This window comes from Pseudomonas sp. PAMC 26793 (genome assembly GCF_000313235.1).
GTDB lineage: Bacteria > Pseudomonadota > Gammaproteobacteria > Pseudomonadales > Pseudomonadaceae > Aquipseudomonas > Aquipseudomonas yamanorum.
In genome coordinates this window covers 232273-255636 of the sequence record NZ_AMXG01000038.1, presented here as the reverse complement: position 1 = coordinate 255636, position 23364 = coordinate 232273, and the positions used below count along the sequence as shown (strand labels likewise).

General features: G+C 61.2%; 18 protein-coding genes and 1 pseudogene. All 19 read right to left on the bottom strand.

The features are described 5' to 3' along the window. Window positions 1-3 precede the first annotated feature (3 nt). Window positions 4-738 (bottom strand): amino acid ABC transporter ATP-binding protein, encoded by a 735-nt coding sequence (locus D109_RS0118660; protein ID WP_010169160.1) that lies wholly within the window; start codon window positions 736-738, stop codon window positions 4-6. Next, complete coding sequence (locus D109_RS0118655) at window positions 731-1690, bottom strand: amino acid ABC transporter permease (RefSeq protein ID WP_017478207.1); 960 nt, start codon at window positions 1688-1690, stop codon at window positions 731-733. Before D109_RS0118655 ends, D109_RS0118660 begins: the two co-directional genes overlap by 8 nt. Window positions 1691-1833: 143 nt before the next feature. Next, the gene (locus D109_RS0118650; protein WP_026078062.1) at window positions 1834-2631 is read right to left on the bottom strand and encodes a transporter substrate-binding domain-containing protein; all 798 of its coding nucleotides are present in this window, start codon (window positions 2629-2631) and stop codon (window positions 1834-1836) included. A 219-nt stretch (window positions 2632-2850) separates the two neighbouring features. Further along, window positions 2851-3654, bottom strand: a complete 804-nt coding sequence (locus D109_RS0118645; RefSeq protein ID WP_017478205.1) for a transporter substrate-binding domain-containing protein — start codon at window positions 3652-3654, stop codon at window positions 2851-2853. Between the two features lie 220 nt (window positions 3655-3874). Next, a pseudogene (mdoH, locus tag D109_RS0118640) lies at window positions 3875-6465 on the bottom strand (glucans biosynthesis glucosyltransferase MdoH). Beyond that, entirely contained in the window at window positions 6458-8197 is a 1740-nt protein-coding gene (locus D109_RS0118635) for a glucan biosynthesis protein G (RefSeq protein ID WP_026078060.1), read from the bottom strand. The pseudogene mdoH and the gene D109_RS0118635 overlap by 8 nt, the downstream one beginning before the upstream one ends. A 267-nt stretch (window positions 8198-8464) precedes the next feature. Beyond that, window positions 8465-8902 carry a D-aminoacyl-tRNA deacylase gene (gene dtd / locus D109_RS0118630; protein ID WP_017478202.1) on the bottom strand — a complete coding sequence of 146 codons (438 nt, stop codon included), beginning with the start codon at window positions 8900-8902 and terminating at the stop codon, window positions 8465-8467. Continuing rightward, the gene (gene pip, locus D109_RS0118625) at window positions 8899-9870 is read right to left on the bottom strand and encodes a prolyl aminopeptidase (RefSeq protein ID WP_008439282.1); all 972 of its coding nucleotides are present in this window, start codon (window positions 9868-9870) and stop codon (window positions 8899-8901) included. The genes dtd and pip overlap by 4 nt, the downstream gene beginning before the upstream one ends. 103 nt (window positions 9871-9973) lie before the next feature. Further along, entirely contained in the window at window positions 9974-10909 is a 936-nt protein-coding gene (locus tag D109_RS0118620; protein WP_017478201.1) for an alpha/beta hydrolase, read from the bottom strand. Window positions 10910-11063: 154 nt separating this feature from the next. Next, entirely contained in the window at window positions 11064-12011 is a 948-nt protein-coding gene (locus D109_RS0118615; RefSeq protein WP_017478200.1) for a choline ABC transporter substrate-binding protein, read from the bottom strand. 261 nt (window positions 12012-12272) lie between these two features. After that, window positions 12273-13073 carry an N-formylglutamate deformylase gene (hutG, locus tag D109_RS0118610; protein ID WP_017478199.1) on the bottom strand — a complete coding sequence of 267 codons (801 nt, stop codon included), beginning with the start codon at window positions 13071-13073 and terminating at the stop codon, window positions 12273-12275. An 11-nt stretch (window positions 13074-13084) separates the two neighbouring features. Further along, the gene (gene hutI / locus D109_RS0118605; protein ID WP_017478198.1) at window positions 13085-14290 is read right to left on the bottom strand and encodes an imidazolonepropionase; all 1206 of its coding nucleotides are present in this window, start codon (window positions 14288-14290) and stop codon (window positions 13085-13087) included. 16 nt (window positions 14291-14306) lie between these two features. Further along, window positions 14307-15716, bottom strand: coding sequence for an amino acid permease (locus D109_RS0118600; RefSeq protein WP_017478197.1), 1410 nt, complete (start codon window positions 15714-15716; stop codon window positions 14307-14309). A 170-nt stretch (window positions 15717-15886) separates the two neighbouring features. Beyond that, complete coding sequence (gene hutH / locus D109_RS0118595) at window positions 15887-17425, bottom strand: histidine ammonia-lyase (RefSeq protein WP_017478196.1); 1539 nt, start codon at window positions 17423-17425, stop codon at window positions 15887-15889. A gap of 19 nt (window positions 17426-17444) precedes the next feature. Next, window positions 17445-18968 carry a histidine ammonia-lyase gene (gene hutH, locus D109_RS0118590; RefSeq protein WP_017478195.1) on the bottom strand — a complete coding sequence of 508 codons (1524 nt, stop codon included), beginning with the start codon at window positions 18966-18968 and terminating at the stop codon, window positions 17445-17447. Between the two features lie 136 nt (window positions 18969-19104). Further along, complete coding sequence (locus D109_RS01000000132000; RefSeq protein ID WP_017478194.1) at window positions 19105-19929, bottom strand: glycine betaine/L-proline ABC transporter ATP-binding protein; 825 nt, start codon at window positions 19927-19929, stop codon at window positions 19105-19107. Then, entirely contained in the window at window positions 19926-20777 is an 852-nt protein-coding gene (locus D109_RS0118580; RefSeq protein ID WP_017478193.1) for a proline/glycine betaine ABC transporter permease, read from the bottom strand. The genes D109_RS01000000132000 and D109_RS0118580 overlap by 4 nt, the downstream gene beginning before the upstream one ends. A gap of 71 nt (window positions 20778-20848) precedes the next feature. Continuing rightward, on the bottom strand, window positions 20849-21814 hold the full coding sequence (locus D109_RS0118575; protein WP_017478192.1) for an ABC transporter substrate-binding protein: 966 nt from the start codon (window positions 21812-21814) through the stop codon (window positions 20849-20851). A gap of 68 nt (window positions 21815-21882) precedes the next feature. Next, entirely contained in the window at window positions 21883-23340 is a 1458-nt protein-coding gene (locus tag D109_RS0118570; RefSeq protein WP_017478191.1) for a cytosine permease, read from the bottom strand. Window positions 23341-23364 lie beyond the last annotated feature (24 nt).

The following is a 23364-nucleotide window of genomic DNA, read 5'->3' as shown; positions in this document are numbered from 1 at the left end:
CGTTCAGAGAACCTGACGCAGAAAGGCTTGAGCCCGGGGATCCTTCGGCGCATCAAAGAATTGCGCCGGGGCGGCGTCCTCCAGCAATTTGCCGTGATCGAAGAACAGCACTCGATCGGCCACTTCCCGGGCGAAGCCCATTTCATGGGTGACGCAAACCATGGTCATGCCTTCCAGAGCCAGGGTCTTCATCACGTCCAGCACCTCGCCAACCATTTCCGGGTCCAGGGCCGAGGTGGGCTCGTCAAACAGCATCACCTTGGGCTCCATCGCCAGGGCGCGGGCAATCGCCACGCGTTGCTGCTGGCCGCCAGAAAGTCGCGACGGGAACTCGTTGGCTTTCTGAGCAATGCCGACTTTTTCCAGGAGGGCCAGGGCCTTGGCCTCGCGCTCCTTTTTGCCACGCTTGCGCACGACCTTTTGCGCCAGGCAGAGGTTTTCCAGCACGGTCATGTGAGGGAACAGGTTGAAGTGCTGGAACACCATGCCGACTTCGCGGCGGTAGGCGTTTACATCGGTCTTCGGGTCTGCCAGTTGCAGGCCGTCGATGCTTACCGAGCCGGAATCGAATGCCTCCAGGCCGTTAAGGCAACGCAGGAACGTCGACTTGCCGGAACCGGACGGGCCGATCACCACCAGTACTTCACCCTTGGCCACTTGGGTGGTCACGTTGTCCACCGCGCGCACGACGTGACCACGGGTGTCGAAGACTTTTACCAGATCGCGGACTTCAATCACTTTGCGCGAGCCTCCGCTCAAGCCGGCTGGCGATTTTCGACAGCGGCAGGTTGATCAGCAGGTACAGGCCTGCGACGCAGAACAGGATTTCAAACGGCGAGAACGAGGTGGTGATGACCTCGCGGCCGCTTTTGAGCAGTTCGGTAATCGCAATCACCGACACCAGGGACGTGTCCTTCACCAGGCTGATAAATTGCCCGGCCAGGGGTGGCAGCACGCGCTTGAAGGCTTGCGGCAACACCACATGGCGCATCGATTGGCCAGCACTGAGCCCCAGGGAACGTGCCGCTTCATTCTGGCCACGGGCAATCGACTGCACGCCGGCGCGGATGATTTCCGCCACATAGGCGCCGGTAAACAGCGACAGCGCAGCGATCCCGGCGAACTCCCGGGACAGGTTGAGCACCGTGCCGATAAAGAAATAGAAAATGAAAATCTGCACCAACAGCGGCGTGCCGCGCACCAGTTCGACGTAGATCGTCGACAGATCGCGCAAAGTCGGGTTGTTCGACAGGCGACACAAGCCGGTTGCCAGGCCAATCAACAGCCCCAGCACCCCAGACACCACCGACAACCACAACGTAGTCCACAAGCCCCACAACAACGGGCCCGCGGCCCAATGCCGGGTGACACCGATCACATCGCCCTCGGCCACGTCATCGTCCTTGGCCACTTGCAGGCTGTTCTCCGCCACGGTCAGGTGCTGTTCGTTGCCCTCGCCATTACGCAAGGTGACTTCAGCCACATCGCCCTTGCGCACCAGGTCGCTGACGGTGGAAATGTCCGACGCCCGCTGGGACTCTTCAGCCTGGTACACGAAGTACTGCGGCACGCGGTTCCAGCGCCATTCGTAGGACATCAGCGAGGTGGCGTAATACAGCGCGCCGGCCAGGCCGACCAGCACCAGCACCGTCAGCAGGTGCCAGGGCCATTGGGCTTTTTTCTGTTTCATTACGGGTTCCGGGATATGTCGAGATCGTTCCCAAGCTCTGCGTGGGAATGCCTCACTGGACGCTCAGCGTCCGCTTTGTGACGCAGAGCGTCACGGGCTGCATTCCCACGCGGTGCGTGGGAACGATCAGTACAGGTCAGCTGTTATTCCATGTCCTTGAGCCACTCGGAGCTCTTGAACCACTTGTCATGGATGCGATCGTAGGTGCCGTCGTTGCGGATCTGGTGCAGGAAGTTGTTGATGAAGTTGATGCTGTCGTAGTCGCCCTTCTTCAGGCCAAACGCCAGGGGTTCAAAGGTGAACGGCTGGTCGAGGAATACCAGCTTGCCGGCGCCGACCTTGTTCACGGCCACTACGTTGTACGGGGCGTCATAGACGAAGGCGTCTGCCTTGCCGTTGACCACGTCAAGCACGGCTTCCTGCTCGTTGTCATAGCCGTGGTACTTGGCCTTGGAGATCAGCTTCTTGGCGACCATCTCGCCGGTGGTGCCGAGCTTGGAGGTCAGGCGGTACTTCTCGTCGTTCAGGTCTTTGTAGGACTTGATGGTGCCTTCCAGCTCCTTGCGGATCAGCAGGGTCTGGCCGACCACGATAAACGGTTCGCTGAAGTTCAGGCGCAGGTTACGTTCCTGGGTCAGGGTCATGCCGCTGCCGATCATGTCGAACTTGTCGGTCAGCAGGGCCGGGATGATGCCGTCGTAGCCGGTGGAAATCGGCTCGAACTTCACGCCCATGGACTTGGCCATGGCCTTGAGGATGTCGACTTCAAAGCCGATGATTTCACCGCGCTTGTTGGTCATCTGGAACGGCATGTAGGTCGGGTCCATGCCGACTTTCAGCGTGCCGCGCTTGACCGCATCATCGATGGCGCCGGCTTGGGCCGCGTTGACCGCCACCAGTGCGGTGACGCCTAGCAGCAGCATCGAAAGATACTTTTTCATCATCAAGTCCCCTGAACTCATTTTATTGTGAGATCGGCGCGCAAAAGGGCTGCACCATTTCGGGGTGCGATCCTAACTCACTCACCGCCCGGTACAAAGGTTTCGCCGGGATTTGTTGCCAAGGGATGACAGAAAAGCTTCACAACCGCGCAGAGAACGGTACGGCTAGACACTTCAGCCCACAGGTCGGCCAATTGCTTGATGTGTAAGTAGTTATGACTACCAGTCCACCTCCGCCATCCAGTCCGAGTCCTTGAACCATTTGTCATGCAGCCGATCGTAGGTGCCGTCCTGGGCCACCTGATTGAGGAAGTGATTGATCCAGTTGAGGCTGTCGTAATCGCCTTTTTTCACGCCGAACGCCAAAGGCTCGTAGGTGAAAGGCTGCTCCAATGCCAGCAACGCACTGTTCTGGGGTTTGGCGATGGCGATCAGGTTATAGGGCGCATCGTGGACAAAGGCGTCGGCCTTGCCCTCCACCACCTGGCGCACGCCTTCTTCAGGGGTTGGAAAACTGCGCAGCCGCGCCGTGCCGAGAAACCTTTTCGCCGCCGCCTCGCCCGTGGTTCCGTCAGCGGCCACGATCCGGTAACCGGCTTCGTTCAAGTCTTCGATGCTCTGGACCTTGTCGGCCAACCGTGGGTTCAGCAGCACGGTCTGGCCGACAATGATGAACGAGTCGCTGAAGTTGAGGGTCAGGTTGCGCTCCTGCGTCACGGTCATGCCACTGCCGATCAGGTCGAACCGGTTGGCCAGCAGGCCGGGAATCAGCTCGGTATACGGCACCGAGACCAGCTCCAGCCTGACCCCCAGCGCCCTGCTCATCTCCCGCAGCAGATCAATTTCAAACCCGACGATCCGGCCTTTCTTGTCGGTCATCTCAAAGGGCACATAGGCCGGATTGGTGCCGACTTTCAGCACACCCCGCCGAACGGCCTCGTCTATGGCGCCGGCGTGCGCCAGGTAATCGTGGGAAAGCGTGACGATGCCGAGCAGCAGCATCGACAAATACCTTTTGATCATGAAAAGCCCCTGTTCCGTTAAACACACCCACGCCCAGCCACGCGTAAGTTCGCGTAGGCCAAGGGCTTCGAGTCAGATTTTGGGGGCGATGCTAACCCACTCGCAGGCACGGCAATACGCCTCGGCGAAGGGTCTTTTGTTTCGAAATAACAAGGAGTTAGCAGAATGAAGCAGAAGGGAAAAATAGCGTAGGACGGTGGCAACAAACGCCCCCGAGGCGTTACCTCGGGGGCGTCGGAATCAGGCCGGTTGAGCCTGGGACGACAGCGGTTTCAGTGGCAGCAACGGCGCATGGGGATCGGCCTTGAGCGATTCGCGCCAGGCGTTGAGCCATTCAGCGTGGCCTTCGTTCCAGACCTGCTCGTGCAAGCGGGCCAGGGCGACCGGGTCGCTGAGCAGAGCCAGGCGCTCGCCGTTGTTGAGGCCGGCCGGGCCGACTTTCAACGCGTGGCGCACACGGTCAACGCGCAGCCATTCGATCGGCTCCGCCTGCCCGTGACGGGAAGTTGCCAAGGCGCACGCCAGGGCGTTCTGCTGTGGATCGACCACCGCACGCACAAAACCGTCATTCAGCGCGTGCCAACGGTTTTCGTGGGTGTACTTGTCGGTCGACAACAGCGCCTGGGGCGGGTTGTATTCCTCAGGGATCAAAAACAGGCTCTCGTCGCGAGACTTGAGGCCCAGCTTGACCCGGCTGGAGATCACCGACACCGGAATCGACAGCATCAGCGAACCGACGATTGGCACCAGCCACCACAGGAAGCTTGGGTTCAACCACACCACCAGCAATGCCCAGAAGAAACCGAGCAGGGTCTGCGGGCCGTGGCGCTTGACCGCCTCGCTCCATGGCGTGGAGTCGTCGTCACGCTGCGGCGAGTTCCAGGTCGCAGCCCAGCCGAGGAACGCGGCCAGCACGAAACGGGTGTGGAAGATCATCCGCACCGGCGCCAGCAACATGGAAAACAGCATCTCCAGGAGCATCGACAAGGTCACCTTGAACTTGCCGCCGAACTCTTTCGCGCCCTTGGCCCAGATCAGGATGATGCTCAGCAACTTAGGCAGGAACAGCAGCACGATGGTGGTGGAGAACAGCGCCACCGCCTTGTCCGGATGCCATTGAGGCCACAGCGGGTACAACTGGCGTGGGGCCATGAAGTACTGCGGCTCCATCAGCGTGTTGACCGCCAGCAAGGCCGTCGACAGCACCAGGAAGAAGAACCACAACGGCGCCGAGAGGTACGACATCACGCCGGTCAGGAACACCGCACGGTGCACCGGGTGCATGCCTTTCACCAGGAACAGGCGGAAGTTCATCAAGTTACCGTGACACCAGCGACGGTCGCGCTTGAGCTCATCCAGCAGGTTCGGCGGCAGTTCTTCATAGCTGCCCGGCAAGTCGTAGGCAATCCACACGCCCCAGCCGGCACGGCGCATCAGCGCCGCTTCAACGAAGTCGTGGGAGAGGATCGCACCGGCAAACGCGCCCTTACCTGGCAACGGCGCGAGGGCGCAGTGCTCGATAAACGGCTTCATGCGGATGATCGCGTTGTGGCCCCAGTAGTGGGATTCACCCAACTGCCAGAAGTGCAGGCCAGCGGTAAACAGCGGGCCGTACACACGGGTGGCGAACTGCTGCATGCGCGCATACAGGGTGTCCATGCCCGACGCACGTGGCGCGGTCTGGATAATCCCGGCATCCGGCGTGGCTTCCATCAGGCGCACCAGGCTGGTCAGGCATTCGCCGCTCATCACGCTGTCGGCGTCGAGGACCACCATGTACTTGTAGTCACCGCCCCAGCGACGGCAGAAGTCGTCCAGGTTGCCGCTCTTGCGTTTGACGCGACGGCGACGGCGGCGATAGAAGATCTTGCCGAAGCCACCGGCTTCGCGGCACACGTCGAGCCAGGCTTGCTGCTCGGCGATGCAGATGTCGGCCTCGTTACTGTCGCTGAGGACGAAGAAGTCGAAACGATCCAGGTCACCGGTGGCGGCTACCGACTCGAACGTCGCGCGCAGGCCGGCAAATACCCGGGGCACGTCTTCGTTGCAGATCGGCATCACCAAGGCGGTGCGGGCGTCTTTCGGAATCGGCTCGTCACCGGCACTTTTGCCGGAGATACGGTATTTATCGTGACCGGTCAGCAGTTCCAGGAAGCCCATCAGCGCGGTCCAGAAACCGGCCGAGACCCAGCAGAACAGAATCCCGAACAGCACCAGGATGCTGGTTTGCAGGGCGTAAGGCAGGACCTGGGTGGCCGTTTGCAGCAGGGTCTGGTTGCGGATCTCGTCGAAGTCGACGAAGGACCAGCCCTGGTACGGCATGATGCCTTTCATGTACCAGCCGGCGACGATCGTCTGGCCGAGCATCAGCACCAGCAGGATGTAACGACGGATCGAACCGACGGTGCGCCAGCGGGCAGCCGGCAGCACGCGCTCATCCTTCGGCGGTGCCGGTGGATTGGTGCGGCCGGTCAGGCGGCGCCAGCCACGCACCAGGATATTGGTACGCCACGGTTCAGGCACGACCTTGGTCCGACGGATCGGTGGCGTGGCCTTGAGGCAGACCCGGCCGCTGGCGTCGAGCGCCAGCATTTCGGCGTCTTGCAGCTCTTCGGCGGTGTTGAGGGTCAGCCGCGCGCCTACCGACGCTTGGGCAGCGTCGGCAGGTGCGTCGAACGTGGACGATGACAGGCGCTTGTGCAATTCACTGAAGGACTCGCAGCCCGCCAGTTCGGCACGCTGCTCATCGGTCATCGGTAGATGGGCCAGGTACTCGGCAAGAGTCTCTGGCTGGACTTGAGAATTACTCATCGGCAGGCAACTGATAGCTCCAGGTTTCGGTCAGGACTTGCTCTGTCTTGGCCGGCTCCGGTGTGGCTGGGGCAGCCGCTTCCGGCTGCTTGGCGTCCTTGTCCTTGGCGTCTTTCTTCGCCGCCTTCTCGTGTTGCTTGGCCAGGACCTTATCGGCTTTCAGCACTTGGGTCGAAACCTTCTCTGGTTCCGGCTGAACGATGTCCTGGACCAGGGCAGCACGCATTTCGGTCGGCTTGCCTGCGTCCTTGATCTTCATGCGCAGGGTCAGGCGCCAGCCTTGGGTGTGCGGGTTGTAGCGCACGCTGTTTTCAACGATTTCGGCATTGTCGCCCACGCTGACCTGGCTGCGAACTGGTGCGTCAGCTGGCAGTTTCTTCAGGGACGGGCCCTCGAAGTCCACCAGGTAAGCCACGCTGCCATCTGGCTGACGGATCAGGTTGGATTGCTTGACGTCGCCGGTGGAACGCAGGGTCTGCTTGACCCAGGCGCTTTCTGGCGAATGGAACTCGGCGTCTTTCAATGTCCAGTGCAGGCGGTAGGCAACGTCCAGCGGCTTGCCTGGCTCTGGCAGTGTTTCCGGGCTCCAGAACGCAACGATGTTGTCGTTGGTTTCATCAGCGGTCGGAATCTCTACCAGGTCGACGGAGCCCTTGCCCCAATCGCCTTCAGGCTCGATCCAGGCGCTTGGGCGCTTGTCGTAGTTGTCGTCGAGGTCTTCGTAGTGGCTGAAGTTGCGACCGCGTTGCAGCAAGCCGAACCCCCGTGGGTTTTCCACGGTGAAGTTGCTGACCGACAGGTGTTTAGGGTTGTTCAGTGGGCGCCAGATCCACTCGCCGTTGCCGGCATGGATCGACAGGCCGCTGGAATCGTGCAGCTCGCGACGGTAGTTGAGGACCTTGGACGGCTGGTTGGCGCCGAACAGGAACATGCTGGTCAGCGGAGCGATGCCCAGCTTGGTGACCTTGTCACGCAGGTACATCTGGGATTTGACGTCGACGATGGTGTCGGTGCCAGGGCGCAGGATCAGGCGATAAGCGCCGGTAGCCCGTGGCGAATCCAGCAAGGCGTAGATCACCAGTTGCTTCTCACCCGGCTTCGGACGTTCGATCCAGAATTCGGTGAAACGCGGGAATTCTTCGCCGGAAGGCAAGGCAGTGTCGATCGCCATGCCACGGGCAGACAGGCCGTAGACCTGGTCTTTACCCACAACGCGGAAATAGCTCGCGCCGAGCATGGTCATGATTTCGTCTTGCTTGTCGCCCTTGTTGATCGGGTACAGCACACGGAAACCGGCATAACCCAGTTGCTCGGTGGATTTGGGATCAAACTTGACGTCGCCGAAATCGAAACGAGACGGGTCGTACTTGATTTCCTGGACGCTGTCGGCGGTGACTTCGTTGATTTTCACCGGGGTGTCGAAGTGCATGCCCTGGTGATAGAAGGACAGCTTGAACGGGGTGTTCTGATCGGCCCACTCGGCTTTTTCATTGCGGAAACGAATTTTCTGGTAATCAGCGAATTTCATTTCGCGGAATTCGTTCGGCAAATTGCTGCGCGGAGCTTCGTATTTCTGCCCGGCCAGCTCTTTTGCCTTGGCCGACACATCATCCAGACTGAATGCCCACAGTTGACCCGCGCCGAACAGGCAAAACAGGGCAGAGCCCGTTACCAGTGCGTTTCGTAACCGTTTGGCAGACAATTTTGGTGCATTACAGGGACTAACAATCACGAGCAACCCTCGCCGAAAACAGATCAAAAAACCAACGGCCAGCTATCTATATGCCAGGTTGGCGAGCATTGTTCCGACTCCCATGGGGCTAAATGATTCCCCACTAGCGATCGGACAAGTCTCTACCTAAGTCAAAAATGGACCAATTAACGCTGATCCCCGTAGCGCGCGATTATCTAGTAGCCCGCGTGACAACGCATCAGGGTCAGCGAAGTATTTGTAGCGAAAAACCGGTTTTTTGGGCATTACAAGTCGTTTTCAGTACATTCACGTCTGTAACAGGAAGGTGACCGGCCCGTCATTGACCAAATGCACCTGCATATCCGCGCCAAAACGCCCTGCCGCTACCGTGCCATGCAATTGTTGCGCTTGTAACAACAAGTAGTCGAAAAGGGCCTCGCCCAACGCCGGCGGTGCCGCCGTGGAGAAGCTGGGACGCAAGCCGCTCTTGGTGTCTGCCGCCAGGGTGAACTGCGACACCAGCAGCAAACCGCCGCCAATGTCTTTCAAAGACAAGTTCATCTTGCCCTCGTCGTCGCTGAACACCCGATAGTTAAGCAGCTTATGCAGCAGCTTGTCGGCGCAAGCCTGGGTATCTGAAGGCTCGACGGCCACCAGCACCAGCAAACCCTGGTCTATCGCACCCACCACCTGCCCTTCTACCTCGACCCGGGCGCCGCGCACCCGCTGTAAAAGCCCCTTCATGCTTCTTCAGGCGGCAGATCAAGCAGACGCCGTGCCATTTCACTCGCCGCACGTACCAACGCATCGGTGATTCCGGGTTCGGACGCCGCATGGCCGGCCTCGCGGATGATCTGCAGTTCGCTGTTGGGCCAGGCTTGATGCAGCTCCCAGGCGTTATCCAGCGGGCAGATCATATCGTAGCGGCCATGCACGATTACGCCAGGCAGATGGGCGATCTTGTGCATGTCGCGAATCAGCTGGTCGGGCTCAAGGAATGAGTTGTTGGTGAAGTAATGGCATTCGATACGGGCAATCGACAGGGCGCGCTGGGGCTCGGAGAAACGCTCGATCAATTGCGGGTTCGGGCACAGGCCCAACATGCGGCCTTCCCACGTGGACCAGGCCTTGGCGGCGTGCATCTGGGCGATCTGGTCGTTGCCAGTCAGGCGCTTGTGGTAGGCGCTGAGCAGGTCGTGACGCTCCTCCGCCGGGATGGGCGCCAGGTAGTCCTGCCAGTAATCCGGGAACAGGCGGCTGGCACCGGCCTGGTAGAACCATTGGATGTCCTGGGGGCGGGCCAGGAAAATACCCCGGACGATCAAGCCATGCACGCGCTCCGGGTGGGTTTGCGCGTAGGCCAGGGCCAGGGTCGAACCCCAGGAACCGCCGAACAACACCCACTTCTCGATGCCCAGGTGTTCGCGGATCCGCTCAAGGTCGGCCACCAGGTCCCAGGTGGTGTTGTTTTCCAGGCTGGCCCGTGGGGTGGAGCGCCCGCAGCCACGCTGATCAAAAGTAACAATTCGGTACAGATTGGGATCGAAATAGCAGCGGCTATTGGCGTCACACCCGGCGCCGGGGCCGCCATGGATGAACACAACGGGCAAGCCTTCCGGGGAACCGCTTTCGTCGACGTACAGGACGTGGGTTTCATCGACGGCCAGATCGTGCCGGGCGTAGGGTTTGATCTGCGGGTACAAAGTCTGCATTGCGCGCTCCGTAAGGGGTCGAGTTCATCCCTGGGGGGACGTCTATTATTTTGCCGTCTGGCATCATAAACCCGAATTGTGCAATGAGCATGCCCTTGCGGACTTAGAGCTGTGTCAGCAAAACACCACGCAGATAATCCAGCAGATAAACGTAGAGCCTATCGACCTCCGCCACCTGGCCCCGGGCCCGTAGACAGCCGTGGATCAGGCCTTTGCCGGGATACAGCGTGGCAGCCACCCCGGCAGCCTGGAGGCGCTCGGCGTAGAGCATGCCGTCGTCCCGCAATGGGTCGAACTGGGCGACCGCGATCAGCGCCGGTGGCAACCCGCTGAAATTCACCGCCAGCAATGGCATGGCGTAGGGTGATGGCTTGCCCGGCCCACGCAGGTAAAGGGCGAGATAGCACTCGGTGTCGGCGGTACTGAGCAGCGGCGCGTCGACGCAGTCGCGGCGGGACGGCAGGTCAGCGGGGCCGCCCAGGCCCGGATAGATCAGGATTTGCGCCAAGGGCTGCGGTTGACGCTCATCCCGCAGGCCCAGGCACAAGGCGGCCGCCAGGTTCCCGCCAGCGCTGTCACCGGCCACCACCAGGCGTTGCAGGTTAACGGGGCAAGGCGCTTGACCCGCCTGAATCGCCTGCCAGACCGCTCGACAATCCTCAAAGGCCGCCGGAAACGGGTGTTCGGGTGCCAGGCGGTAATCGATGGCGATGACCAGCACCTGCAGTGAGCCAGCCAGCTCAGCACAAATGAAGTCATGGGAATCCAGGCCGCCGACCACCCAGCCGCCACCGTGCATATAAAGGATGCATGGCCAGCCGCCATCAGGGGTTGGCGTCGATGGTTGATAAACGCGTACGCCCACGCCACTCAGGGAAACGTCTGACACCTGTAACCCTTCGGGCCGCGCCGGGGTGAACGCCTGGCACATGCGGTCATAGCCCCGGCGCAATCCGGCCAGCGACGTGTCGGCGCTGGTGAAGGATTCGGTTTTTTCGACGAAGGCGCACATCTGCGGGGAAATCGGGTAATGGGACATCAAAGGATCGTCCTGATGATAAAGATTTAACAGCCGCCACAAATCCCATGTGGGAGCGGGCTTGCTCGCGAATGCGGTGGGTCAGTCAATACATGTGTGGCTGATCCACCGCATTCGCGAGCAAGCCCGCTCCCACATTTTGATCTTCATTTGCTCAGGGTTTGAGGCTGGCCTGCACCGCCGCTACACCGTCCTTGCCATCCAGCGTCGTCACACCCGCCAGCCAGCGCTGCAAATCCTCAGGGTTGTCGCGCAACCATTGCTTGGCCACATCCTGCGGTGTCTTGCGGTCCATGATTGGCACCATCAACTGGCTTTCCTGGGCCGCAGTGTAGGTCAGGTTTTCCAGCAGGCGGGTCACGTTGGGGCAACGCTCGGCGTAATCCGGTGCCGTCACCGTGGAGACCGTGGCCATGCCTTCGTTGGCGCCGAACACATCTTCACTGCCGGTCAGGTAAGCCATTTTCATGTTGATGTTCATCGGGTGTGGGGTCCAGCCGACAAACACCACGAACTCCTTGCGGTTCACCGCCCGCTGCACCGCGGCCAGCATGCCTGCCTCGCCGGACGCCACCAGCTTGAAGCCGCCAAGGCCAAAGCGATTGTCATCGATCATTTTCTGGATATCGGTATTGGCGCCGCTGCCCGGCTCGATGCCATAGATCTTGCCGCCCAGCTTGTCCTTGAAGCGGGCAATGTCGGCAAAGGTTTTCAAGCCGGCGTCGGCAACGTACTGCGGCACCGCAAGCGTCGCTTGAGCGTCGGACAGGCTCGGCTTGTCGAACACCTTGACCTGCTTGGCCGCGAGGAATGGCGCGATGTTGTTGTCCATCGCCGGCTTCCAGTAGCCGAGGAAGATATCCAGGCGTTTGTCGCGGATGCCGGCAAAGATGATTTGCTGCACGGCGCTGGTTTGCTTGCTGTCATAACCCAGGCCATTGAGCAGCACATCGGCCATGCCGCTGGTGGCGATCACGTCAGTCCAGCTGACCACGCCCATGCGCACGACCTTGCACGAGGCCGGGTCGGCGGCCATCGCATTGGCGCTCAGGAGTGCGGCGCCGGTGAGAATCAACAGACAACGGTTGAACAGTCTTTTCATCGATGCGGTCTCACTCGGCAGTTTTTATTGTGGGAGTGGCGTCTGACGCGCCGTGCCCAACACCTTACCCAGCGAGACCTCGATCAAAGCGACCTGTGGCGACAGGGATTTGCACACAGACGACTTGAGAGGTGAGTGGCTGTGAAGCCCTCTTCGCGAGCAAGCCCGCTCCCACATTTGATTGCATTTCGACTGCAGAAACTCGGTCGAATGTGGGAGCGGGCTTGCTCGCGAAGAGGGCTATCTCAGCAGCGACGCCAATCAGGAGTAATGCCGCTTGCCCCACGCCAGGAACCCTTCCAGCAGTTCCTTCAACACCACTCGCGTCGGCTCGGCCAAGTCGGCGCGATAACGAAACGGCTCAAACTCTTCCATGTACGTGCACTGCCCCAACTCCAACTGCACGGCGTGGATGTTCTCGGCCGGGTTGCCATAGTGTCGAGTGATATGGCCGCCCTTGAATCGCCCGTTGAGCACATGGCTGTACTGCGGGTGACCGGCGCAAATGGCTTCCAATTGGCTGGCCAGTTGCGGATCGCAGGCCGCACCGTTGAAGGTGCCAAGGTTGAAGTCCGGCAGCTTGCCTTCGAACAGGTGCGGGATCACCGAGCGAATCGAGTGCGCATCAAACAGCAGTGCATAGCCGAACTCGGCCTTGAGCCGGGCCAGCTCGTCCTGCAGGGTGCGGTGATACGGCGTCCACACCTGCTCCAGGTACGTGGCGCGCTCGGCCTTGGAAGGCTCCAGGCCTTCGCGGAACAGTGGCACACCGTCGAACAGCGTCGCCGGGTACAGGCCGGTGGTGGCGCCGGCGTACAGCGGTTTGTCGTCGGAGGGCCGATTCAGGTCGATGACAAAACGCGAATACTCCGCCGCCAGGGTGCTGGCGCCCAGTTCTTCGGCGAAGTCATACAGCGTGGGAATGTGCCAGTCGGTGTCCGGCAGGCTTTGCGCCTCGGGGATCAGCCCGGCTTGCACCGCCGGCGTCAGCCGCAGGCCCGCGTGGGGCATGCTGATCAGCAGCGGCACACGGCCTTGTTTGAAGTTCAGAACCTTATCCACAGCAGTACTCCTTAAACGGTGACATCGACGCCGTGGCGCACGACGCGTTTATCCAGCTCGCCGCCCAGCCAGTAGGCCAGGTCGGCGGGGCGATCAATCTGCCAGGCGACAAAATCCGCGACCTTGCCCACCTCCAGCGAGCCGTGGCTGTCCCCCAGACCCAAAGCGGTAGCCGCATGTTGCGTGGCGCCGGCCAGGGCTTCTTCCGGAGTCATGCGGAACAGCGTGCAGGCCATGTTCAGCATCAAGCGCACCGACAATGCCGGCGAGGTGCCCGGGTTGAGGTCGCTGGCGATGGCGATCTTCACACCGTGCTTGCGCAGGGCGTCCATCGGCGGCAACTGGGTTTCCCGCAGGAAATAGAACGCCCCCGGCAGCAACACCGCGACGGTGCCGGAAGCGGCCATGGCGATGGCGTCTTCCTCGGTCATGAATTCCAGGTGGTCCGCCGACAGTGCCTGATAACGCGCCGCCAGGCTGGAACCGTGCAGGGACGACAACTGCTCGGCGTGCAGCTTCACCGGCAAGCCGAGCTGGTGGGCAGCGATGAACACGCGCTCTACCTGCTCCGGCGAGAACGCCAGGTATTCACAGAAGGCGTCGACTGCATCCACCAGGCCTTCCGCTGCCAGCGCCGGCAGCATCTCGGCGCAGATGTGCTCGATGTAAGCATCGGCACGGTCCACGTACTCCGGCGGCAACGCGTGGGCTGCCAGGCAGGTGCTGCGTACGCTCACCGGCAGCTCGGCGCCGAGGCGACGAATCACCCGCAGAATCTTGCGCTCGCTGGCCAGGTCCAGGCCGTAGCCGGACTTGATCTCGACGGTAGTTACACCGTCCCGCAGCAAACTGCGCAGACGCTTGCGGCTGCTTTCGAAGAGCTCATCTTCGGTCGCCGCCCGGGTGGCGCGCACGGTGCTGGCAATACCGCCACCGGCCGCTGCGATTTCGGCGTAGCTCACGCCTTGCAGGCGCTGCTCGAACTCGCCGCTGCGATTGCCGCCGAACACCGTATGGGTGTGGCAGTCGATCAGACCCGGCGTGACCCACGCCCCTTGCAGGTCATGGGTGGTCGCGTAGTCCGCCTTCGGCAGTTCGGCACGCGGACCGATCCACTCGATGAGCGTGCCCGAGGTCACGATGGCGGCATCCTCGATGATCGAGTATTTGCCCTGGGCCATGGTTGCGACGTGGCAGTGTTGCCAAAGCGTTTTCATCAACGCCTCCGTTGGGTTATCGATGAGACAAAGCCGGGTCGTAATGAACCTTGGCTGTTTGCCCGGCGGCGGGTTTGACCCACAGCAGATAGGCAACGATCAGCAAGACGATCCATACGGCACCGACCATAAGGGCAGCCTGGGTGTCCGGGAAGTAACCCAGCACGCCGAAGATAAACAGCATGAACACGATGGCGGCCGCTGGCGCGTAGGGCCAGAACGGCACCGGGAATTTCAGTTCGGCAATCTGTTCCTTGGTCATCGAGCGACGCATGGCGACCTGGGTAACCAGGATCATCAGCCACACCCACACCGTGGCGAAGGTCGCAATCGAGGCGATCACCAGGAACACGTTTTCCGGGATCAGGTAGTTGAGCACCACACCGCCGAGCAAGGCGGCGCCCATCACCACCACGGTCATCCATGGCACGCCCTGGCTCGACAGTTGGGCAAAGCCTTTGGGCGCCTGCCCTTGCTGGGCCAGGCCGTACATCATGCGGCCAGCACCGAAGATGTCGCTGTTGATGGCCGAGACGGCGGCTGAGATCACCACGATGTTGAGGATGGTCGCCGCCGAGCCTATCCCCAGGTTGCTGAAGATCTGCACGAACGGGCTGCCCTGGCTGCCGATCTGCGGCCACGGGTAAATCGCCATCAGCACAAACAACGTCAGTACGTAGAACAGCAGGATGCGCAGTGGCACCGCGTTGATCGCCTTGGGGATCACCCGTTGCGGGTCCTTGGCTTCGCCGGCGGTGATGCCGATGATTTCGATGCCACCAAAGGCAAACATCACCACCGCGAAGGACGCAATCAAGCCGCCCACGCCGTTAGGCATGAAGCCGCCATGGGCCCACAGGTTGCTCAGGCCGGTGGCCGGCGCTTCGCCCGCCGAGTGAATGCCGAACAGCATGATGCCGAAGCCGCCGAGGATCATCGCGACGATGGCGCCGACCTTGAGCAGTGACAGCCAGAACTCCATTTCGCCAAAGACTTTGACGTTGCACAGGTTCAGGCCGCCGATCAGCAACACGATGCCCAGCACCCAGACCCAGCGCGCGACTTCGGGAAACCAGAAGCCCATGTAGATGCCGAACGCCGTGACGTCGGCGAGGCAGACGATGATCATTTCAAAGGCGTAGGTCCAGCCGAGGATAAAGCCGGCCATTGGGCCCAGGTAGGTGCTGGCGTACTGGCCGAAGGAGCCGGACACCGGGTTGTGCACGGCCATTTCACCGAGGGCGCGCATCACCATGAAGACGGCGGCGCCACCGATCAGGTAGGCCAGGAGTACGGCAGGACCGGCCATCTGGATGGCGGAGGCAGAGCCGTAGAACAACCCGGTGCCGATGGCGGAACCGAGTGCCATGAAGCGAATATGTCGGGCGGAGAGCCCGCGTTTTAAAGTTTTTTCTTGCTGGTGCATTTCTCGTCCTTAATTATTTTTATCCTGAGAAAATTCGAAGCGGTGTGGAAAAGCTTTTTGTGGCGAGGGAGCTCGCTCCCGCTCGGGTGCGCAGCGCCCGCAAGTTTTTGGGGCCGCTACGCAGCCCAGCGGGAGCAAGCTCCCTCGCCACAAAGAGGGGTTCGATGGCCTTAGAGGCTCGGCAGCAACTTCGCCGGCACCAGCTCATTCAGGCAACGCGTCGCCAACAATTCACTGGCGGCGTTGATGTCCGGCGCAAAGAACCGGTCCTTCTCATAAAACGCCACTTTGCTGCGCAGGATCCCGCGAGCTTTTTCCAGTGCCGGCGAGGTTTTCAAGCCATTGCGCAGGTCCAGGCCCTGACACGCCGCCAACCATTCCACCGCCAATACACCGCGGGTGTTTTCGGCCATTTCCCACAGGCGTTTGCCCGCAGCCGGCGCCATGGATACGTGGTCTTCCTGGTTGGCCGACGTCGGCAGGCTGTCGACGCTATGGGGATGGGCCAGCGCCTTGTTCTCGCTGGCCAATGCCGCCGCAGTCACCTGGGCAATCATGAAGCCGGAGTTCACACCGCCGTTGCCCACCAGGAATGGCGGCAGTTGCGACATGTGCTTGTCCATCATCAACGAGATACGACGCTCGCTCAGGGAGCCGATTTCCGCGATGGCCAACGCCATGTTGTCAGCGGCCATGGCCACCGGTTCAGCGTGGAAGTTGCCGCCGGAAATCACGTCACCTTCAGCCGCAAACACCAACGGGTTATCCGACACGGCGTTGGCTTCCACCACCAGCACTTCGGCCGCCTGGCGGAACTGGGTCAGGCAGGCGCCCATGACTTGCGGCTGGCAACGCAGGGAGTACGGGTCCTGGACCTTGTCGCAGTTCTCGTGGGACTGGGACACTTCGCTGCTTTCACCCAACAGGGCGCGATACGCGGCGGCAGCGTCGATCTGGCCGCGCTGGCCACGGGCGGCGTGAATGCGTGCGTCGAACGGCGAGCGCGAACCCAGTACGGCTTCCACCGTCAGGGCGCCACAGGCCAATGCACCGGCGAACAGGTCTTCGCCTTCGAACAGGCCGCGCAGGGCATAAGCGGTAGACACCTGAGTGCCGTTGAGCAGGGCCAAGCCTTCTTTGGCGGCCAGGGTCAGCGGCGTCAGGCCGGCAACTTTCAGCGCCTCGGTGGCTTCCAGCCATTCGCCTTTGTAACGGGCCTTGCCTTCGCCCAGCAGCACCAGCGACATGTGGGCCAACGGCGCCAAATCACCGGAGGCACCCACCGAACCTTTCAACGGAATGTGCGGGTACACCTCGGCGTTGATCAGGGCGATCAGCGCGTCGATGACCTGCCGGCGAATCCCGGAAAAACCACGGCTCAGGCTGTTGACCTTGAGCACCATGACCAGCCGCACCAGCGCATCGCTGATGGGCTCACCCACGCCAGCGGCGTGGGACAGCACCAGGGAACGCTGGAGGTTTTCCAGGTCTTCGCTGGCGATGCGGGTCGAGGCCAGCAAGCCGAAACCGGTGTTGATGCCGTAGGCGGTGCGGTTCTCGGCGAGAATCTGCTCCACACAGGCGACACTGGCTTCGATCTGGGCCGAGGCGCTGTCATCCAGGCTGAGGGTTACCGGCTGCTGGTAGATGGCCCGCAGTTGGGCAAGGCTCAGTTGGCCTGGAATCAGATTTAGCGCAGTCACATTCATACTCCTTTTGAATTAGGTTTCAGTGCAAATTCGGTAAAACACGGTTCAACAAATCGGAGGTCTTGAGCAACGCGGCGGTGGCTGCGATGTCCGGCGCCAGCCAGCGGTCCTGGTCGTAGGCTGGGACGTGTTCACGCAGCAAACGCCAGGCGGCGTCGGTGCCGGCGCCGAAGCGTTGCTCCTGGAGAAACTCGAACGCCTGGGCTCCCAGCAGGTACTCGATGGCGAGGATCTGGGTGACGTTTTCCAGCACCGAATACAGCTTCAGCGCGGCGTTGGTGCCCATGCTCAGGTGGTCTTCCTGCAAGCCCGAAGTGACGAAATTGTCGAGCACCGCCGGTTGCGCCAACTGGCGGTTTTGCCCGCACAGCGAGGCCGCGACGTACTGCACGATCATCATCCCGGAGTTGACCCCGGGGTTGCTCACCAGGAACGCCGGCAAGCCACTCACGTGCGGGTTGATCAGGCGGTCCAGGCGGCGCTCGGCGATGGAGCCGATTTCCGCCATGGCGATGGCCAACATGTCTGACGCCAGGGCCACGGACTGCCCGTGGGGGTTGGCCTGGGACACCACGCGGTAGTTGTCCGGGGTGCCGAGCACCAGCGGGTTATCAGTGGCGCCGTTGAGCTCGGTTTCGATCTGGCGGGTAGCGTGTTCCAGTTGGTCACGGGCGGCGCCGTGCACCTGGGGAATCGAACGGATGCTCAGGGCGTCCTGGGTACGAATGCCTTTGCTGCTGGCGATCACTTCACTGCCGTCCAGCAACGCCCGCAGGTTGATGCCCACTTGCTGCATGCCCGGGTGCGGCTTGAGGGCAATGATTTCTTCGTCGAAGGCGTCGATCTGGCCGCGCTGGGCTTCGAAACTCATGGCACCGATTACGTCGGCCCATTGCAGCAGGCGGTGCGCATCGGCCAGGGCCAGGCAGCTGAGGCCGGTCATGCACGGCGTGCCGTTGACCAGGCACAGCCCGTCCTTGGCACCGAGCACCACCGGCTGCAAACCTTCTTCGGTCAGCGCCTGGTGCGCCGGAACGACACGGCCCCGATAGCTGACATCGCCGACGCCGAGCAAGGCGACGCCAATATGCGCCATGTGGGTCAGGTAACCCACCGAGCCCTGGGACGGCACTTGCGGCGTGATGCCATGGTTGAGCAGCCCCAGCAGCGAATGCACCACCTGCGGATGCAGGCCGGATTTGCCGTGGCTGTAGTTGATGATCGCCGCGCAAATGATCGCGCGGGTTTGCTCCACACTCAGTGGCGCGCCGACGCCGCAGGCATGGCTGAGCAAGGTGTTGCGCGACAGCCGGCTCAGTTGTTCGTCCTTGAGGGACACATTGCACAAGGCGCCCAGGCCGGTGTTGATACCGTAGGCGCGCTCGCCGCTGCTGACGATGCGCTGGACGATGGCCTGGGCATTGTCGATGCGCGCCCAGGCGTGGCCCGAGAGTTCGAGGATCGCACCGTGGCGGGCCACGGCGACCACGTCCTGCCAACGCATCGGGGCGTCGGCGATGATGATTTTTTCAGCCTGGGACATCTTTGTACCTTCTTCAATTCTTGTGCAGCCTTACCGGCCTCTTCGCGAGCAAGCCCGCTCCCACATTTGAAATGCATTCCCCTGTGGGAGCGGGCTTGCTCGCGAAGAGGCCAGCCGGCTCACCACAAGATCCGGATCAGACCACCGCAGCCCGCCGCTGAACAAACCGGTCCACATATTCATCCGCCGGCGAGTGCAGGATTTCCCGGGGCGTGCCGACCTGGATCAGCTTGCCGTCCTTGAGGATCGCAATGCGGTTGCCGATGCGCACGGCCTCGTCGAGGTCGTGGGTGATAAAGACGATGGTCTTGTGCAGGGTCTTTTGCAGCTCCAGCAACTGGTCCTGCATCTCGGCGCGGATCAGCGGGTCGAGGGCGCTGAACGCTTCGTCCATCAGGATGATGTCGGTGTCGGCCGCCAGGGCGCGAGCCAGGCCCACCCGTTGGCGCATGCCGCCGGACAGCTGGTGCGGGTATTTGTTTTCGTAGCCTTTGAGGCCCACGGTTTCGATCCAGTGCAGCGCACGCTCGGTGCACACTTGCTTGGTTTCGCCGCGCACTTTCAGGCCGTAGGCGACGTTGTCCACCACGCTCTTGTGGGGCAGCAGGCCGAAGCTTTGGAACACCATGCTGATCTTGTGCCGGCGGAATTGGCGCAGGGCTTCCATATCGAGTTGCAGGATGTCTTCGCCGTCCACCAGGATCGCGCCGCTGGTGGGGTCGATCAGGCGGTTGAAGTGGCGCACCAGGGTCGACTTGCCGGAACCCGACAGGCCCATGATCACGAAGATCTCGCCGGTGCCGATGCTCAGGGACAGGTCGTTCACACCCACCACGCAACCAGTCTCGGCCAGCACCTGGTCCTTGGTCTTGCCCTGGCCAACCAGCGCCAGCGCTTCCTTGGAACGATTGCCGAAGATCTTGAATACGTTTTTGACTTCAATCTTGCTGACGGTAGTCATTTGCTCGCCTCATGCCGTGGACGACCATAGGCCTGGGTAATGCGGTCGATGACCACTGCGAGAATCACGATCGCCAGACCGGCTTCAAGGCCACGTCCGACGTTAAGCGTCTGGATACCGACCAACACATCTTCACCCAGGCCACGGGCACCGATCATCGAGGCGATGACCACCATCGACAGGGCCATCATGGTGGTCTGGTTGATCCCGGCCATGATGCTCGGCAAGGCCAGCGGCAGTTGCACGCCGAACAGTTGCTGCCAGCGGTTGGCACCGAAGGCGTTGATCGCTTCCATGACTTCGCCGTCTACCTGGCGAATGCCCAGGTCGGTCAGGCGAATCAGTGGAGGAGCGGCATAGATCACCGTGGCGAAAATCGCCGGGACCTTGCCCAGGCCGAACAGCATCAGCACCGGGATCAGGTACACGAAGCTGGGCATGGTTTGCATAATGTCCAGCAGCGGCATCAACACCGAACGCAGGCGGTTGCTACGGGCCGACAGTATCCCCAGGGGAATGCCGATCAGCACCGAAATCACCGTGGCCACCATCATCAGCGCCAGGGTTTGCATCAGCTTGTCCCACAGGCCAACGGCGCCCACCAGGAACAGCAAACCGACAATCACCGCTGTAGTGACGACCTTGCGCGTGGCGTGCCAGGCGATGCCGCCGACAATTGCCAGCATCAGCCACCAGGGTGCTGCGCGCAGCACACCTTCAAGATTGACGATGGCCCACAACAGGGTATCGGAGATGTGCCGGAACACATCGCCGTAGTTGGTCACCAGCGAGTCAACCCAACTGTTGACCCAATCGGCGATGGAAAACGTAAAACTCTCAGGAAACATAGTGTGCTCTCGATCCAGTGGGTTGTGGCCGGGCGTCCGGTTGCCTGCGAGGGCAACCGGAAACGCTCAACCTACAAGGCCGCGTCGATTTTCTTGGCTGCGTCGTCGCTCACCCATGCGTGCCAGACTTCAGGATGTTCCTTGAGGAAAATTTTCGCCAGTTTTGGTGATTCGATTCGTTCTTTGGCCATGCGGCCCAGGTTCTGGTTCAGCAGATCGATGGGCAGGTTGACCTTTTCCAGCACGGCCACCAATTCCGGGGCTTGCTCGTGGAAGGTCTTGGACAGACCGACCTTGATGCTCACACTTTTATCCACACCGGGCTTTTCTTCCAGCTTCACCAGGTCGACCTGGCCCATCAACGGGGTGGGCGACCAGTAGTAGAACAGGATCGGCTCGCCACGCTTGTAGCTCGACAACACCGCCGCATCCAGCGCCGGGCCGGTGCCTGGGCGGAAGTTGGTGTAGGTGCTTTCCAGGCCATAGCTTTTCAGCATTTCGCTGTTGTCCAGCTCACAGGTCCAGCCGGCCGGGCAGTTGTAGAAACGTCCCTTGGACGGCTCTTCCTGGTCCTTGAACACCGCGGCGTATTTGGCCAGGTCGGCGATGTTTTTCAGGTCCGGCGCCTTGGGTTCCAGCTTGCGCTTGGCGTCGCCTTCGATCACGTAGCGCGGCACGTACCAACCTTCGACAGCGCCCACCACCGGAGCACCGACACCCACGACTTTGCCGGCCTTCTCGGCCTTGTTCCAGACTTCGCTGCGGCCTACCCACTCCTCGGCGAACACCTGGATGTCATTGCTGCTCAGGGCGTTTTCCATGGTGATGGAGTTACCCGGCAGGCTGTCGGTTTTGCAGTCATAGCCTTTTTCCAGCACGGTTTGCAGGATGTCGGTCAGCAACATGCCGCTTTCCCAGTTCAAACCGGCAAATTTCACCGGCTTGCCGGACTCGCACCAACCTGCCGCCTGGGCGCCGGCAGTGGCCAGCAAGCCAGCAGAGAACAACGTGGTCAGCAGGGTCTTATGCATTTTCATTGTGTGACGCTCCCAATCATGAAATGGATTACGGCAGTCAAAAGGCGTCCTGCCTTGTCCACGTCCCATCAGGCCTGTGCAGCCAGCCCGTTTGTCGTTGGTACAGCGCCCTGCTCTACCGGCAGGATCAAACGCTCAGGCGTCGGGCTGTGCCATTTTCTGGCAGCCCAGTAGTACAGCGCAGCCGGCACCACCAGGCCGATGATCCAGGAGATATCGGTATCACCGAGGCTGGCGACCAGTGGCCCGGTGTAGAAATGCGTGGAGATGAATGGCATCTGAATCAGCACGCCAAACACGTAGATGCTGATGCCCATCAGGTTCCAGCGACCGTAGCGGCCGTCGGGATTGGACAGCGCCGGAATGTCGTAGCGTTCTTTGGTGATGCAGTAGAAATCCACCAGGTTGATCGCGCTCCACGGCGTGAAAAACGCCAGCAGGAACAGGATGAACGCGGAGAAATCCTTGAGGAACGAGTCCTTGCCCAGCAACGCCAGCGCAGCGGCAAGCGACACCATGACGAAGATGTACAACAGCCGCGTGCCACTGCCGATATGTCGGTTGCCACGGAAGCCGCTGATGATCGTCGCGATGGACATAAAGCTGCCGTAGGCATTCAGGGTGGTCACGGTGACCTTGCCGAAGGCGATGCTGAAATACAGCAGCGCCGCGACGATCCCGGTGCCGCCCAGGCCGACGATAAACGACACTTCATGGTGAGCGAATTGCGAACCGGCCAGGGCCGCCGCAAACACCCCAAACACCATCGAAGCCTGCGCGCCGATCACTGAACCCAGGCCCACGGCCCAGAAGGTTTTCGACGCTTGCGTGCTGCGCGGCAAATAGCGCGAGTAGTCCGCCACATAAGGGCCGAACGCAATCTGCCAGGACGCCGACAGGGAAATCGCCAGCAGGAAACTGCTGAGGGAAAAATGCTTGTTGCCCAGCAACGCACCGATGTCGTTACCGACCAGCAGCTTGTAGAACAGGTATACGAAGGCAACCACACCCAGCACGCTGGCGATGCGACCGATACCGTGGATCACCCGGTAGCCGAAGATCGTGAACACCATGATCAGCCCGGCGAACAACACGATGCCGACCCAGTCTTCGACGTGGAGCAACTGCGCCACCGCCTGCCCCGCCAGCAATGAGCCGCTGGCGGAAAATCCGATGTACATCAGGCACACCAGCACCAGCGGGATCACCGCGCCATATACGCCAAACTGCACGCGGCTGGAGATCATTTGTGGCAAGCCCAATTGCGGGCCCTGGGCTGCGTGCAGCGCCATGACGCCGCCACCCAGCAGTTGACCGATCAACAGACCGATCAACGACCAGAACACATCACCGCCCAACACCACGGCCAGGGCCCCGGTGACAATCGCGGTGATTTGCAGGTTGGCACCCAACCACAGGGTGAACTGACTCAATAGACGGCCGTGTCTTTCCGCTTCCGGGATGTAGTCGATCGAACGCCTTTCGATCAACGGGGTGGTGCTTGCACGAGCGTCTGTTACAGCCATTGTTGTTCAACCTCTGATGGATTG